At 62.3% G+C, this 13,853-nt stretch carries 14 protein-coding genes; all 14 read left to right on the top strand.

Going from position 1 to position 13,853, the window contains the following annotated elements; translation table 11 throughout:
- The first annotated feature begins 89 nt into the window (after positions 1 to 89).
- The 14 genes from ACZ9IM_RS01470 to ACZ9IM_RS01405 are packed head-to-tail and all read left to right on the top strand — an operon-like array spanning position 90 to position 13,830.
- Positions 90 to 824: a glycosyltransferase family 2 protein gene (locus ACZ9IM_RS01470; protein WP_123499899.1), complete on the top strand. Its 735-nt coding sequence runs from the start codon at positions 90 to 92 to the stop codon at positions 822 to 824.
- A complete protein-coding gene (locus tag ACZ9IM_RS01465) occupies positions 821 to 1,768 on the top strand; it encodes an LpxL/LpxP family acyltransferase (RefSeq protein WP_063341798.1) in 948 nt (315 codons plus the stop codon). Before ACZ9IM_RS01470 ends, ACZ9IM_RS01465 begins: the two co-directional genes overlap by 4 nt.
- Positions 1,749 to 3,293 carry an HAL/PAL/TAL family ammonia-lyase gene (locus tag ACZ9IM_RS01460; protein WP_476223222.1) on the top strand — a complete coding sequence of 515 codons (1,545 nt, stop codon included), beginning with the start codon at positions 1,749 to 1,751 and terminating at the stop codon, positions 3,291 to 3,293. Before ACZ9IM_RS01465 ends, ACZ9IM_RS01460 begins: the two co-directional genes overlap by 20 nt.
- A complete protein-coding gene (locus ACZ9IM_RS01455) occupies positions 3,286 to 3,711 on the top strand; it encodes an acyl-CoA thioesterase (RefSeq protein ID WP_007903171.1) in 426 nt (141 codons plus the stop codon). The genes ACZ9IM_RS01460 and ACZ9IM_RS01455 overlap by 8 nt, the downstream gene beginning before the upstream one ends.
- A complete protein-coding gene (locus tag ACZ9IM_RS01450; protein ID WP_476223221.1) occupies positions 3,708 to 4,310 on the top strand; it encodes an outer membrane lipoprotein carrier protein LolA in 603 nt (200 codons plus the stop codon). The genes ACZ9IM_RS01455 and ACZ9IM_RS01450 overlap by 4 nt, the downstream gene beginning before the upstream one ends.
- Positions 4,294 to 6,633 (top strand): MMPL family transporter, encoded by a 2,340-nt coding sequence (locus ACZ9IM_RS01445; protein WP_476223220.1) that lies wholly within the window; start codon positions 4,294 to 4,296, stop codon positions 6,631 to 6,633. Before ACZ9IM_RS01450 ends, ACZ9IM_RS01445 begins: the two co-directional genes overlap by 17 nt.
- Positions 6,630 to 7,790: a cation:proton antiporter gene (locus ACZ9IM_RS01440; RefSeq protein WP_476223219.1), complete on the top strand. Its 1,161-nt coding sequence runs from the start codon at positions 6,630 to 6,632 to the stop codon at positions 7,788 to 7,790. The genes ACZ9IM_RS01445 and ACZ9IM_RS01440 overlap by 4 nt, the downstream gene beginning before the upstream one ends.
- The gene (locus ACZ9IM_RS01435; protein WP_476223218.1) at positions 7,777 to 9,024 is read left to right on the top strand and encodes an NAD(P)/FAD-dependent oxidoreductase; all 1,248 of its coding nucleotides are present in this window, start codon (positions 7,777 to 7,779) and stop codon (positions 9,022 to 9,024) included. The genes ACZ9IM_RS01440 and ACZ9IM_RS01435 overlap by 14 nt, the downstream gene beginning before the upstream one ends.
- Positions 9,021 to 9,746: a class I SAM-dependent methyltransferase gene (locus ACZ9IM_RS01430; protein ID WP_476223217.1), complete on the top strand. Its 726-nt coding sequence runs from the start codon at positions 9,021 to 9,023 to the stop codon at positions 9,744 to 9,746. Before ACZ9IM_RS01435 ends, ACZ9IM_RS01430 begins: the two co-directional genes overlap by 4 nt.
- Entirely contained in the window at positions 9,746 to 10,228 is a 483-nt protein-coding gene (locus ACZ9IM_RS01425; protein ID WP_427626628.1) for a hypothetical protein, read from the top strand. The genes ACZ9IM_RS01430 and ACZ9IM_RS01425 overlap by 1 nt, the downstream gene beginning before the upstream one ends.
- Positions 10,225 to 11,421 carry a beta-ketoacyl-[acyl-carrier-protein] synthase family protein gene (locus ACZ9IM_RS01420; RefSeq protein WP_476223216.1) on the top strand — a complete coding sequence of 399 codons (1,197 nt, stop codon included), beginning with the start codon at positions 10,225 to 10,227 and terminating at the stop codon, positions 11,419 to 11,421. Before ACZ9IM_RS01425 ends, ACZ9IM_RS01420 begins: the two co-directional genes overlap by 4 nt.
- A complete protein-coding gene (locus tag ACZ9IM_RS01415; protein WP_007899158.1) occupies positions 11,418 to 11,876 on the top strand; it encodes a hotdog family protein in 459 nt (152 codons plus the stop codon). Before ACZ9IM_RS01420 ends, ACZ9IM_RS01415 begins: the two co-directional genes overlap by 4 nt.
- Complete coding sequence (fabG, locus tag ACZ9IM_RS01410) at positions 11,876 to 12,604, top strand: 3-oxoacyl-ACP reductase FabG (RefSeq protein ID WP_427626624.1); 729 nt, start codon at positions 11,876 to 11,878, stop codon at positions 12,602 to 12,604. The genes ACZ9IM_RS01415 and fabG overlap by 1 nt, the downstream gene beginning before the upstream one ends.
- On the top strand, positions 12,604 to 13,830 hold the full coding sequence (locus ACZ9IM_RS01405; protein ID WP_007899172.1) for a beta-ketoacyl-ACP synthase: 1,227 nt from the start codon (positions 12,604 to 12,606) through the stop codon (positions 13,828 to 13,830). Before fabG ends, ACZ9IM_RS01405 begins: the two co-directional genes overlap by 1 nt.
- Positions 13,831 to 13,853: the final 23 nt, after the last annotated feature.

Genomic DNA, 13,853 nt, shown 5'->3' with positions numbered 1-13,853 from the left:
CATTGCGAGCGCTTCGCACTCGAACGGGAGCAAGCTCCCTCGCCACAGTAAGCGCCTTCAAAACAAGGGTTCTGTGGAGGTTTCTGATCATGCATAACCCCTGCGCAATCATCCCGGTCTACAACCACGAAACCGCAATCACCGCCGTGGTCGATGCGCTGCTTGCCAGCGGCTTGCCCTGCATTCTGGTGGACGATGCCAGCAGTCCTGCCTGCGCCAAGGTGCTTGACCAACTGGCCCGGCGAGACCGGGTTTACCTGATCAGGCTCACCGTCAATCAAGGCAAGGGCGGCGCGGTGATGACCGGCTTGCGCGAAGCTTCGCGCCTGGGCTTCAGCCACGCATTGCAGGTGGACGCCGACGGCCAGCACGACCTGCAAGACGTTAAAGTCTTCATCGAACATTCACGCGCCCACCCCGACGCGGTGATTTGCGGTTATCCGCAATACGACGCCAGCGTGCCGAAGGGCCGTTTATACGCCCGCTACCTGACCCATGTGATGGTCTGGATCAACACCCTGTCATTGCAGATTCGCGACTCCATGTGCGGCTTCCGTGTCTACCCATTGCCACCGACCCTGGCACTGATCGACTCGGCCAGGATCGGCAAGCGCATGGACTTCGACTCCGACATCCTGGTGCGCCTGGCCTGGCGCAATCAGCCGATGCAGTGGCTGAAAACCAGGGTTCATTACCCTCTGGATGGCGTCTCGCATTTCCGTCTGTTCCACGACAATGTACTGATTTCGAGCATGCACACCCGGCTGTTCTTCGGCATGTTGCTGCGCGCACCGGTAATCCTCTGGCGACGGTGGCGAGCATGAGCGACAACGCAGACAAACAGCACTGGGCCGACCGCCAGGAGCGCGGCAGCTTCTGGTTGATGAAGTTCACTGCGCTTTGCGCAAAAGTCTTGGGTCGCCGACTGCTGAGCCCGCTGCTGTACGGCATCGTGCTGTACTTTTTCCTGTTCGGACGCAGCGCCCGCCAAAGCGCCTGGCAATACCAGCAGCGGCTTGCCGACTGGAGCGGTCGCAGCGAGTTGCGCCCGAGCCATTGGCGGGTGTTCGGCCAGTTCATGGCCTTCGCCGATTCCATGCTCGACAAACTCGATGTGTGGAACGGCAAGCTGAGCATCGATCAAATCGAAATCATCGACCCGGCGCTGCTGCGCAATAAACTGCGCGGCACACGCGGGCAAATGCTGGTAGGCGCGCACTTGGGCAATCTCGAAGTCTGCCGGGCGCTGGCCGAGATTGGCGAGAAAGTCACCATGAACGTGCTGGTGCACACCAAGCACGCCGAACAATTCAACCGCCTGCTGGGTGAAGCCGGGGCGACCAATCTGCGGCTGATCCAGGTCAGCGAGCTGGACCCGGTGATCATGCTGCAATTGCATGAACGCCTGGAGCGCGGCGAATGGCTGGCGATTGCCGGCGACCGCGTGCCGCTGCATGGCGGACGCAGCGTGAGCGTGGATTTCCTCGGTCATCAAGCCGCGTTTCCTCAGGGCCCATGGTTGCTGGCCGGTCTGCTGAAATGCCCGATCAACCTGATGCTGTGCCTGAAGAAACCCACTGGCGACTATCGACTGACCCTCGAACCGTTCGCCGACGCCATCGTGTGGAAACGCAGCGACCGCGAACAGGTCATTCATCAGTGGGCCTCCCGCTATGCCGAACGCCTGGGTCACTATTGCCTCGAAGCACCCCAACAATGGTTCAACTTTTACCCTTTCTGGAAGACCGATGACGACGCCAACGCTTGAGCCGGTAACCTTCGGCGAACTCCCTTTGCGCATCGAAGACGTGCTGGCCCTGGCCAACCGTCAGGTGCCGACGCAGTTGCAGGGCGACCCCGAGTTTCGCCAGCGCATCGCCAAGGGCCCGCAATTCCTTGATTCCCTGTTGGACAAGGAAGGCGTGATCTATGGCGTGACCACCGGTTATGGCGATTCCTGTGTGGTGGCGGTGCCGCTGCACCACGTCGAAGCCCTGCCCCGTCATCTGTATACCTTCCACGGTTGCGGCCTGGGCAAACTGCTCGACGCCCAAGCCACCCGCGCGGTGCTGGCGGCGCGGTTGCAATCGCTTTGCCAAGGCGTTTCCGGAGTACGCGTGGAACTGCTGGAGCGCCTGCAAGCCTTCCTCGAATACGACATTCTGCCGCTGATTCCGGAAGAAGGTTCGGTGGGCGCCAGCGGTGATCTGACGCCGCTGTCCTACGTTGCCGCGACCTTGTCCGGCGAGCGCGAAGTGATGTTCCGCGATGAGCGTCGACAAGCCGCCGATGTGCACAGCGAACTCGGCTGGGAACCGCTGGTATTGCGCCCCAAAGAAGCGCTGGCGCTGATGAACGGCACCGCCGTGATGACCGGCCTCGCCTGCCTGGCTTATGCGCGCGCTGATTACCTGCTGCAACTGGCCACGCGCATCACCGCGCTGAACGTGGTCGCCCTGCAAGGCAACCCGGAGCACTTCGACGAGCGTCTGTTCGCCACCAAACCCCATCCCGGGCAGATGCAAGTCGCTGCGTGGTTGCGCAAGGATCTGGCGATCGATGCGCCGACCGCGCCACTGCATCGCCTGCAAGACCGCTATTCCCTGCGTTGTGCGCCGCACGTGCTCGGTGTGCTGGCCGACAGCCTGAACTGGCTGCGCTCTTTCATCGAGATCGAACTGAACAGCGCCAACGACAACCCGATTATCGACGCCGAAGCCGAACGCGTGCTGCACGGCGGGCACTTCTACGGCGGCCATATCGCGTTCGCCATGGACAGTCTGAAAACCCTGGTGGCGAACGTCGCCGACTTGCTCGACCGCCAGCTCGCGCTGCTGGTGGACGAGCGTTACAACCATGGCTTGCCGAGCAACCTGTCTGGCGCCACCGCCGATCGCGCGATGCTCAATCACGGCTTCAAGGCGGTGCAGATCGGCACCAGCGCCTGGACCGCCGAAGCCCTGAAAAACACCATGCCGGCCAGCGTCTTCTCGCGCTCCACCGAGTGCCACAACCAGGACAAAGTCAGCATGGGCACCATCGCCGCCCGCGACGCCATCCGCGTACTGGAGCTGACCGAACAGGTCGCCGCCGCCACGCTGCTGGCCGCCAACCAAGGCGTCTGGCTGCGCGGCCAGGCTAAAGACGCGCGGCCACTGCCACCAGCACTGGCCGCGATGCACGAAGAATTGGCCAAGGACTTCCCGCCGGTCATCGAAGATCGTGCGTTGGAAGGCGAATTGCGCCTGTGCCTGCAACGTATCGCCGAACAACACTGGAGGCTGCATGCGTAGCAAGGGAGTGCTGCACACCGACACGGAAATCCTCGTACCGTTCTTTGACGTCGACACCATGAACGTGGTCTGGCACGGCCATTACGTCAAATACCTGGAGGTCGCCCGCTGTGCGCTGCTGGACAGGATCGGCCACAACTACGACGCCATGGTGGCATCGGGTTACGCGTGGCCGGTGATCGACTTGCAGCTGCGCTATGTGCGCGGCGCGGTGTTCGGCCAGAAGCTGAATGTGCGCGCCAGCCTGGTGGAGTGGGAAAACCGCCTGAAGATCAATTACCTGATCAGCGATCTGGCCACCGGCGAACGCCTGACCCGCGCCTGTTCCGTGCAGGTCGCCGTCGACATGAGCAGCCGCGAAATGCAGCTGGCTTCACCGAAGGTTTTCACCGATGCGGTTGAAAGGATGCTGCCATGAATTCGCTCCTCAAATGCCTTGGCGCTTTAGCGTTGCTCGGGCTTTCATCATTGGCGCAAGCCTTCGATCTGCAACAGCTCAGCGATCAACTGGCCAAACCCGATGTGATCCACGGCAGCTTCATCCAGGAAAAACACCTGCGCGCCCTGCCCCAGCCGCTGACCAGCAAGGGCACCTTCGTTCTGGCAAAGAACCATGGTCTGCTCTGGCTGCTGAAAACCCCGCTGCAACAGGACTACCGCATCAGCGACAAAGGCATTGCCCGGCGCGATGCCAGCGGCTGGCAAATGCTGCCGAACAAGAGTGCCGGTGCCGAACAGAACCGCTTGTTCCTCGCGGTGCTGCAAGGCGACAGCAGCGGCCTGCAACGGGATTTCGAGCTTTCGCTGAGCGGCGATGCACAGCGCTGGAAGCTGACCCTGACCCCGCGCTCGATGCTGCTCAAGCAGGTGTTCAATCAGATCAACATTGACGGCGGCGAACTGGTGCATAGCATCGAGCTGCTCGAAACCCAGGGGGACCGAACCCTGTTGCGCATGCAGGACAGCACCAGCGCACAACCATTGAGCGACGCGGAGCAACATGACTTTGCCGAGTGAACGGATGCTGCCGCGGCTGTTTCTGGTCCTGCTGCTGGCGGTGCTCGCGCTCGCCGGCTGGCAATGGCGTGACGGTGCACCGCTGTCGGCCAACCTGATGGAACTGGTGCCAGGCACCGCGCCGGACGCGCTGGAACTGCGCGCCGAACAACGCATGCAAGAACCGTTGAACCGGGAAATGCTGGTACTGGTCGGCCATCAAGACCGCCAGCAAGCCATCGCCATGGCGCAAAAACTCGGCGAGCAATGGCAGGCCAGCGGCGTCTTCGAAAAGGTCCAGTGGAACCTGCAAGCCGACTTGCCCGCATTGCGCAGCCAATTGCTGCAAGGCCGACTGGCGATGCTGTCCGCGGCCGACCGGCAGCAACTCATCGAGCACCCTGACGCCTTTATCCAGCAACGGGTACAAGCCCTGTTCGACCCGTTCACCGGCTTCAGCCTGGTACCGAGCCAGGACGACTGGCTCGGCCTGACCGGGCGCATCCAGAACAGCCAGCCACAACACGGCTCGGTGCAACTGGACATCGGCAGCGGTACGCTGGTTGCCGATGCCGACGGTAAGAGTTGGGTGATGCTGCGGGCGCGAACCGCCGGCAACGCGTTCGACATGAACCTGCCGCTGCAAGTGGCTGACCTGTTGCAACACAGTCGCGAAGAAGCCGCCCGGTCGGATGTGCAACTCCTCGCCGCCAGTGGCCTGCTGTATGCCGCTAGCGGTCAACGGCAAGCCGCGCGCGAAATGACTTGGGTCGGCGGCGGCGCCACGGTCGGGATTCTGTTGCTGCTGTTGCTGGCCTTCCGGCGTTGGCGGGTGTTGTTGGCGTTCGTCCCGGTGCTGGTGGGCATGTTGTTCGGTGCGGTGGCCTGCGTGGCGCTGTTCGGCCATATGCATGTGATGACGCTGGTGTTGGGCTCAAGCCTGATCGGCGTGGCGGTGGATTACCCACTGCATTACCTGTCCAAAAGCTGGAGCCTGAAACCCTGGCACAGCTGGCCGGCGTTACGCCTGACCCTACCGGGGCTGACGCTGAGCCTGATCACTAGTTGCATCGGCTACCTGGCCCTGGCCTGGACGCCGTTCCCGGCCCTGACCCAAATTGCCGTGTTCTCCGCCGCCGGCCTGCTTGGCGCCTACCTGTCGGCAGTGTGCCTGCTGCCGGCGCTGCTCAAGGGCGTGGTTCTGCGCCCGGCGCAATGGCCGATGCGCGTCGCCGAAAAGTTGCTGGAGCTGCGAGAATCGCTGCTGAAATACTTGCGCACGCCAGTGCTGCTGGCATTGCTGATCGCCTTCTGTGTCGGCGGTCTGTTGCAGTTGCAGAGCAAAAACGATATTCGCCAATGGGTCGGCACACCGCAGCAACTGACTGACGAAGCCCAGACCATCGCACGCATCACCGGCTATCAACCTACCAGCCAGTTTTTCCTGGTGCGCGCGGCCAATCAGCAGGCGTTGCTCGAACGCCTGACGGCACTGAGCGAGCGTCTGGATCAACTGGTCAATCTGGAAAAACTTCAGGGCTATCTATCGCTCAATCAACTGGTCAGCCAGCCGAGCGAACAGCGCAAAGTGCGTGAAGCACTGAGCAAGCTGCCGCAGTTCTGGCAACCGTTGCTCGCCCTCGGCGTGCCGGCCGCCGCGTTGCAAGCCGAGCTGGCAACGTTGCAGGCGCTGCCCACCAAAGACATCGACACAGCGCTGGCCGGCCCATTGGCCGAGCCCTACCGCACCCTGTGGCTGGGGCCGACTGAGGACGGCGTGGCCGCAATGGTCAGCCTGCAAGGCTTGAACAATCCCACGCTGTTGCGGGTCCAGGCGCTGGACTTGCCGGGTGTAGAACTGGTGGATCGCCTCGGCGAACTGAACCAGGTTTTCGCCGCCACTCAAATCAGCGCCGCTGAATTGAAACTCGCCTCCTGCGTGTTGATCGTGCTGGTGCTGATCCTGCCATTCGGTTTCGGTGGCGCGCTGCGAATCGTCTCCCTGCCGCTGCTGGCGGCCCTGTGCAGCCTGGCAAGCCTCGGTTGGCTCGGTCAGCCGCTGACATTGTTCAGCCTGTTCGGCCTGTTGCTGGTGACGGCCATCAGCGTCGATTACGCGATCCTCATGCGCGAACAGATCGGCGGCGCCGCGGCGAGTCTGCTGGGCACCTTGCTGGCAGCGGTGACCACTTGGCTGTCGTTTGGCCTGTTGGCGGTGTCCAGCACGCCAGCGGTGAGCAACTTCGGCCTGTCGGTGAGCCTCGGCCTGGCGTTCAGTTTCATCCTGGCGCCATGGGCCGGACGCCAAGTCCATGCCGCCCCAGTTACGGAGCCGGCAGCATGATGGTCGCGGTGTTCTGGGTGATGGCCCTGGTGTTGTTCGCCGTGGCCACTCGTATCGGTCGTCATTTCGGTCTGATTCCGATCGTCAGCCAGTTGCTGCTGGCGACCTTCGGCCTGCCGTTGTTGATGTACTTCTGGATCGAACCGAGCTGGCACCTGAGCGGTGCCGACCTGATCTCGCCGGGCTGGCTGAAGAACCTCTACAGCCTGAGCTTTGCCTTGCTGCTGGGGCACATTCTCAGCGACGTGATCGACCTGCGCCTGGAGCGCCAGAGCCTGAAAATCGCCCTGCCGAGTTTCTGTATTCCGTTCGCCTGCGGGCTGGCGACAGCGTTCTGGCTGTTGCCGCCGCAGCCGTGGATCAGCTCGCTGGCGGTCGGTCTGCTGTTCGCCATCACCGCCATTCCGGTGTTGTATCTGTACCTGCGACACATCAACTACCCGCCCGCCGCCACCCGGCGTCTGGTGCAAACCGCGATCCTGATCGACCTGACCTGCTGGACCCTGTTCGCGTTCGCCCAGGGCAGCCTGCACCTGAGTAGCCTCTTGCTGCCGCTGGCCGGCGCCTGTCTGCCGTTGTTGCTGCACCTGCTCGGGTTGCGCCAACCGTTGCTGCACCGCGGCTGCTTCTTCGCGCTGCTGGTGGTCGCCGAACACTTCAAACTCAATGCGCTGATTTTCGGTATCGGCTATCTGCTGTGCATGGCCGCGCTCAAGGTGCCATTGGTGCTGCCATTGTCGGCGGCGTGGATGAGCCGTTTGCAGACCTGGATCGCCATCCCGCTGATCCTCACGTTCGGCATCGTGCAGATCAACGTGCACAGCGCCATCGACAGTCTCGGCGGGATGCAACTGACCGCGCTCCTGCTGTTGCCAATCACCAGCAAACTGTTGGGCAACTGGCTGGGCCTCGGCTGGGCTGGCGCCTCGTTTGAAGGTGCCAGCCGCTGGCGGGAAAGCCTTTTACTGAATATTCGCGGCTTGAGCGAGATCGTCTTTCTCAACCTGCTGCTGCAACAACAGCTCATCAGCCCGGCGCTGTACTTCGCGCTGATGTTGATGGGCCTGATCGCAACCCTGCTGCCGGCACTCGCCGGCATGCACCGAATCCCTTTGAACATCGCCGCCCCGGCAAGGAGCACCCGTGCCAACAGTTGAAATGGAACGTCGTCAGGTACTGGTGATCGGCGCTGGCCCCTCGGGCGCCATCGCCGCCGCGCTGCTCAAGCGTAAAGGTCATGATGTGCTGATGATCGAGCGTCAGCATTTCCCACGGTTTTCCATCGGTGAAAGCCTGCTGTCCCACTGCCTGGATTTCGTCGAAGAAGCCGGCATGCTCGAGGCGGTAAATGCTGCTGGTTTCCAGCGCAAAAACGGCGCAGCGTTCGCTTGGGGCGATCAGTACAGCACCTTCGATTTCGGCGACACGTTCACCAACGGCAAGCCGACGACGTTCCAGGTCCAGCGCGCCGACTTCGACAAGCTGCTGGCCGATCAGGCTGAGCTGCAAGGTGTCGATGTCCGTTACGGCGAAGCCATCGTCAGCGCCGATTTCAGCCTGCCTAAACCGCAGCTCGACGTACTTCGCGAAGACGGTAGCCAATACCGCGTCGAGGCCGACTTTGTGCTCGATGCCAGCGGCTACGGTCGCGTGCTGCCGCGCTTGCTGGACCTTGAAGCACCGTCGAACTTCCCGGTGCGCCAGGCCGTGTTCACCCACGTCGAAGATTGCATCGACAACCCGGCTTTCGACCGGGAGAAAATCCTCATCACCACCCATCCGACCCAGCGCGATATCTGGTTCTGGACCATCCCGTTCAGCAACGGCCGTTGCTCGGTGGGCGTGGTGGCAGCCGCCGAACACTTCGAAGGCCGCACCGAGAATCTGGACGACTGCCTGCGCGGCTTCATTGCTGAAACGCCAAGCCTGGCCGGTGTGCTGAACAATGCCGTGTGGGATACGCCCGCGCGGACCATCGGCGGTTATTCGGCCAACGTCAAAACCCTGCATGGCCCAGGTTTCGCCCTGTTGGGCAATGCGGCGGAATTTCTCGACCCGGTGTTCTCCTCCGGCGTGACCATCGCCATGCGTTCGGCGAGCATGGCCGCCGGGGTGCTGCACCGCCAACTGCAAGGTGAAAGCGTCAACTGGCAGACCGAGTTCGCCGAACCGCTCAAGCGCGGCGTCGACACCTTCCGTTGCTACGTCGAAGGCTGGTACGCCGGGACCTTTCAGGATGTGATTTTCTATCAGGGCGGCGCAGCGGAAATCCGCCGCATGATCAGCTCGATCCTCGCGGGTTACGCCTGGGATGAACGCAACCCGTTCGTCAGCGAACCCAAACGTCGACTGCGGATGATCTCGGACCTGTGCGCAAAGGACGCGACATGAGTTACTTGAGCGACAACTACGTCGAAGAAACCCGTTTCGGTTTCTGGTTCCTGCGCAGTCACACCTGGCAGCATCATGTATTGCGAGTGGCGATCAATGACTTGCGCGACCTGTTCAGCACGCCATTGCCCGCCAACCCGGTATTGCTGGATGCCGGTTGCGGCCAGGGCAAGTCGTTCCAGTACCTGCGCCAGACCTTCGCGCCTCAACGCCTGATCGGGCTGGATGCCGATCCTCACAGCCTGAACCTGAGCGGTGAAGAAGCGACTCGTCAGGGCATGGATGTAGAACTGATCGGCAGTGACTGCGCGAGCATCAACGTGCCGGACGCCAGCGTCGATCTGCTGTTCTGTCATCAGACCTTCCATCACCTTGTCGAGCAGGATCAGGCCCTGGCCGAGTTCTATCGGGTGCTCAAGCCGGGCGGCTATTTGCTGTTCGCCGAGTCCACCGAGGCTTACATTGATACGTGGGTGATTCGCTGGCTGTTCCGCCACCCGATGCACGTGCAGAAGAGCGCCGCCGGCTACCTGGACATGATTCGTCGGCAGGGTTTTGAATTCGGCCCGCAGAACGTGTCTTACCCTTACTTGTGGTGGAGTCGCGCCAAGGATTTCGGCCTGCTCGAACGCTTCGGCTTGCGCCAGCCAAAACCCTTTGGCCAACGGGAAGAAACCCTGGTCAATGTAGTCGCGCGCAAGCCTCTTGAAGGGTATGCCTGATGATCCGTTTCCTGCTTCTGGGTTGTGTCCTGTTGCTGAGCGCTTGCGCCAGCCAGGCACCGCTGCCCGAGCGAACCCCGAACCTGGCGTTGCCGCTGCAACTGCACATCGAACGGCAGATGGCCGAACAGCGTCAGGACTGGCTGCTGGTGATCCAGCGTGAAGGCCCAGGCATTCGCTGGTCGATGATGGACCCTTTGGGGATTCCCGTGGCACGGCAGAAACTGATCGATGGCCAATGGCAGGCCGACGGTCTGCTGCCGCCCAATCCGGAAGCCCGGGAGCTGTTCGCTGCCTTGTTGTTTGCGCTGACCCCTGCGGGCGAGTTGCATCGCAACTATCCCCTCGCCCGGCAGGATGGCGGGCAACGGTCTTTGTCACCACGTTGGAACATCCGCTATTCACAACCACTGAGCTTTGAATTGAACGTATCCCAAGGCCCGCACTATCGCGTCACTCCGTTAGGCGAGCACACGCCATGACGGCTTATCTGAATGCCCTCGGGGTAATCTGCGCCCTGGGCCGCGACAAGCAGGAAGTTGCCCGTAACCTGTTTGCCGGCGATTGCCCGGGTATGCGTAGCGAGGCCGGCTGGGTCGTGGAACGCTCGCTGCCGGTCGCGGCGGTGCGCGGCGAACTGGCGCCGATTCCGCCTGAGCTGGCGCATCAAAGCAGTCGCAACAATCAATTGTTGCTGGAGGCTGCGCTGCAAATTCGCGAAGACATCGAGCAGGCGATCCAGACCTACGGCCGCGACCGTATCGGCGTCATCCTGGGCACCAGCACCTCGGGCATTCACGAAGCCAGCAGCGGGCTGGCCCATTACATCCGCGAGCATCAGTTCCCTGCCGATTATGACTATCAGCAACAGGAACTCGGCGCACCGGCGACGTTTCTCGCCGACTGGCTGCAATTGAGCGGCCCGGCCTATGTGATTTCCACCGCCTGCACCTCCAGCGCCCGCGCGCTGATGAGCGCCCAACGACTGCTGGACCTGGGCATGTGCGACGCCGTGTTGTGCGGCGGTGTCGACAGTTTGTGCAAGCTGACCCTCAACGGTTTCTCGGCCCTGGAAGCGGTGTCCGAGCAGCGCTGCAATCCGTTTTCAGCCAACCGCAACGGCATCAATATCGGCGAAGCGGCGGTGCTGTTTTTGATGAGCAAAAGCGCCGGCAACAGCCAACCGATTGCCCTGCTGGGCAGTGGCGCCAGCTCCGATGCACATCATATTTCCGCGCCGGAACCGACCGGCCGTGGCGCCCTGCAAGCGATGCGCAAAGCCTTGAGCCGCGCAAGTCTGCAACCGCAGCAGATCGGTTATCTGAACCTGCACGGCACCGCCACCCAACACAACGACGCCATGGAAAGCCTGGCCGTGACGACACTATTCCCGCAAGGCGTGCCCTGCTCGTCGACCAAACCGATGACCGGCCATACCCTCGGCGCTGCCGGTGCCCTGGAAGCGGCGTTCTGCTGGTTGAGCCTGAGCGTGGACAACCGCGAGCACGCCCTGCCGCCCCACGTCTGGGACGGCCAGCCCGACCCCGAATTGCCGGCCCTGCACTGGGTGACCCCGACTGACCACCTGACGTCCATTGCACCTCGCTACCTGATGAGCAATTCCTTTGCCTTCGGTGGCAATAACGTCAGCCTGATTATCGGAGACGCTCCATGATTACCTGGCCGCTCGCCGAACTGCTGCCGCATGCCGGCGACATGATCCTCATCGAGCAGATCCTGTCGTTCGATGACGAACAGATTCACACCCGACTCACCGTCAAACCCGGCGGCCTGTTCAATCGCCCCGACGGCAGCCTGCCGGCCTGGGTCGGCATCGAGCTGATGGCCCAGAGCGTCGCTGCGTACGCCGGCTGCCATGCGCGCCAGAAAGGTAATGCCGTGGAGCTGGGTTTCCTGCTCGGCACCCGTAAATTCGAATGCAACGTGGAACACTTCCCCGCCGGCACCGAGTTGACCATCCATGGAATACGCTCGCTGGAAGACGACAACGGCATGGGTGTGTTCGAATGCCACCTCACTGCCCCCGGCATCCACGCCACAGCCCGGCTGAACGTGTTTCGCCCGCCTCAGGCCGCGCAATATCTTCATGAACCCCAAGGAGTCGAGTGATGACTGAATCCGTACTGGTCACCGGCTCCAGCCGTGGTATTGGCCGCGCCATCGCGTTGCGTCTGGCCCGGGCCGGGCATGACATCGTGCTGCACTGCCGCAGCGGTCTCGCGGACGCCGAAGCCGTCAAGGTCGAAGTCGAAGCCTTGGGCCGTAACGCGCGCATCCTGCAATTTGACGTGTCCGACCGCGCCAGTTGCAAAGCTATTCTTGAAGCCGACGTCGAAGCCCACGGCGCCTATTATGGCGTGGTGCTCAACGCCGGCCTGACCCGCGACGGTGCTTTCCCGGCCCTGAGCGAGGAGGATTGGGATCTGGTGATGCGCACCAACCTCGACGGTTTCTACAACGTGCTGCACCCGGTGATGATGCCGATGATCCGTCGTCGCGCCGCCGGGCGGATTGTCTGCATCACCTCTGTTTCCGGGTTGATCGGCAATCGCGGCCAGGTCAACTACAGCGCGTCCAAGGCCGGTTTGATCGGCGCAGCCAAGGCGTTGGCGATCGAACTGGGCAAGCGCAAAATTACCGTCAACTGTGTCGCACCCGGCCTGATCGACACGGCGATGCTCGATGAAAACGTGCCGGTGGAAGAACTGATGAAAATGATCCCCGCACAACGCATGGGCACCCCGGAAGAGGTAGCCGGTGCAGTGAATTTCCTGATGTCGGCGGAAGCGTCGTACATCACCCGGCAGGTTCTGGCCGTCAATGGAGGCCTGTGCTGATGAAGCGCGTCGTCGTCACCGGCATGGCCGGCATCACCTCACTGGGCAGCGACTGGGACACCATCGCCGCCAACTTCGCCGCCAACCGCAGCGGCATCCGCCGCATGGACGAGTGGGATCGTTTTACCGAACTCAGCACACGCCTGGCCGGGCCGATCGATGACTTCAAAGTGCCGAGCCACTGGACCCGCAAGCAACTGCGCAGCATGGGCCGCGTCTCACGCCTGGCCGTGGGCGCTGCTGAACAAGCGTTGGCGGACGCCGGGCTGCTGGGTGACGAGTCGATCAAGGACGGGCGCATGGGCGTTTCCTGCGGCTCGTCCACCGGCAGCACCGACGAGATCAAGGCGTTCGGCAATATGCTGCTCAACTCGGTGGCCGAAGGCCTGAACGCCAACTCCTACGTGCGGATGATGCCGCACACCACGGCGGCCAATGTCAGCATCTTCTTCGGCCTCACCGGCCGACTGATCCCCACCTCCAGCGCCTGCACCAGCGGCAGCCAAGGCATCGGTTACGCCTACGAATCAATCAAGTTCGGCCGCCTGCCGCTGATGCTCGCCGGTGGCGCCGAAGAGCTGTGCCCGACCGAAGCCATGGTGTTCGATGCGCTCTACGCCACCAGCCTGAAAAACGACGCCCCGCAAACCAGCCCTCGCCCTTACGACACCGGCCGCGATGGCCTGGTGATCGGTGAAGGCGGCGGCATGCTGGTGCTCGAAGAGCTCGAACACGCCCTGGCACGCGGTGCCCGCATCCACGCTGAGATCGTCGGTTTCGGCAGCAACGCCGACGGTCAGCACGCCACCCGTCCGGAGCAGCTCACCATGCGTCGAGCCATGGAGCTGGCACTGGAAGACGCCGGGCTGCAGCCTTCGGCCATCGGCTATGTGAATGGCCATGGCACCGCTACAGAACAGGGCGACATTGCCGAAACACTGGCCACCAGCGCGTTGTTCGGCGAACACATGCCGATCAGTTCGCAGAAGAGTTTCCTCGGCCACACCCTGGGGGCCTGCGGCGCGCTGGAGTCCTGGTTCAGCATCGAAATGATGAACCGCGACCAGTACGTACACACCTTCAACCTCGATGAGGTCGATCCGCAGTGCGGCACGCTCGATTACCTGCGCGGTGAATTCCGGCAGATGAGCAATGAGTACGTGATGAACAACAATTTCGCTTTTGGTGGGGTCAACACCTCGTTGATTTTCCGCCGCTGGTCGTAATCGAATAACTCAGGGTCAAGGAG

The sequence above is a fragment of the Pseudomonas sp. TE12508 genome (assembly GCF_056279485.1).
Note: the sequence above shows the minus strand (reverse complement) of the source record. Positions and strands in the feature narration are given on the sequence as shown.

Excerpts from the sequence above, each read along its gene's own strand:
- fabG (WP_427626624.1), top strand. The coding sequence starts at position 11,876 with ATGACTGAATCCGTACTGGTCACCGGCTCCAGCCGTGGTATTGGCCGC.
- ACZ9IM_RS01420 (WP_476223216.1), top strand. The coding sequence starts at position 10,225 with ATGACGGCTTATCTGAATGCCCTCGGGGTAATCTGCGCCCTGGGCCGC.
- ACZ9IM_RS01465 (WP_063341798.1), top strand. The coding sequence starts at position 821 with ATGAGCGACAACGCAGACAAACAGCACTGGGCCGACCGCCAGGAGCGC.
- ACZ9IM_RS01455 (WP_007903171.1), top strand. The coding sequence starts at position 3,286 with ATGCGTAGCAAGGGAGTGCTGCACACCGACACGGAAATCCTCGTACCG.
- ACZ9IM_RS01450 (WP_476223221.1), top strand. The coding sequence starts at position 3,708 with ATGAATTCGCTCCTCAAATGCCTTGGCGCTTTAGCGTTGCTCGGGCTT.
- ACZ9IM_RS01445 (WP_476223220.1), top strand. The coding sequence starts at position 4,294 with ATGACTTTGCCGAGTGAACGGATGCTGCCGCGGCTGTTTCTGGTCCTG.
- ACZ9IM_RS01430 (WP_476223217.1), top strand. The coding sequence starts at position 9,021 with ATGAGTTACTTGAGCGACAACTACGTCGAAGAAACCCGTTTCGGTTTC.
- ACZ9IM_RS01440 (WP_476223219.1), top strand. The coding sequence starts at position 6,630 with ATGATGGTCGCGGTGTTCTGGGTGATGGCCCTGGTGTTGTTCGCCGTG.
- ACZ9IM_RS01460 (WP_476223222.1), top strand. The coding sequence starts at position 1,749 with ATGACGACGCCAACGCTTGAGCCGGTAACCTTCGGCGAACTCCCTTTG.
- ACZ9IM_RS01405 (WP_007899172.1), top strand. The coding sequence starts at position 12,604 with ATGAAGCGCGTCGTCGTCACCGGCATGGCCGGCATCACCTCACTGGGC.
- ACZ9IM_RS01470 (WP_123499899.1), top strand. The coding sequence starts at position 90 with ATGCATAACCCCTGCGCAATCATCCCGGTCTACAACCACGAAACCGCA.
- ACZ9IM_RS01415 (WP_007899158.1), top strand. The coding sequence starts at position 11,418 with ATGATTACCTGGCCGCTCGCCGAACTGCTGCCGCATGCCGGCGACATG.
- ACZ9IM_RS01425 (WP_427626628.1), top strand. The coding sequence starts at position 9,746 with ATGATCCGTTTCCTGCTTCTGGGTTGTGTCCTGTTGCTGAGCGCTTGC.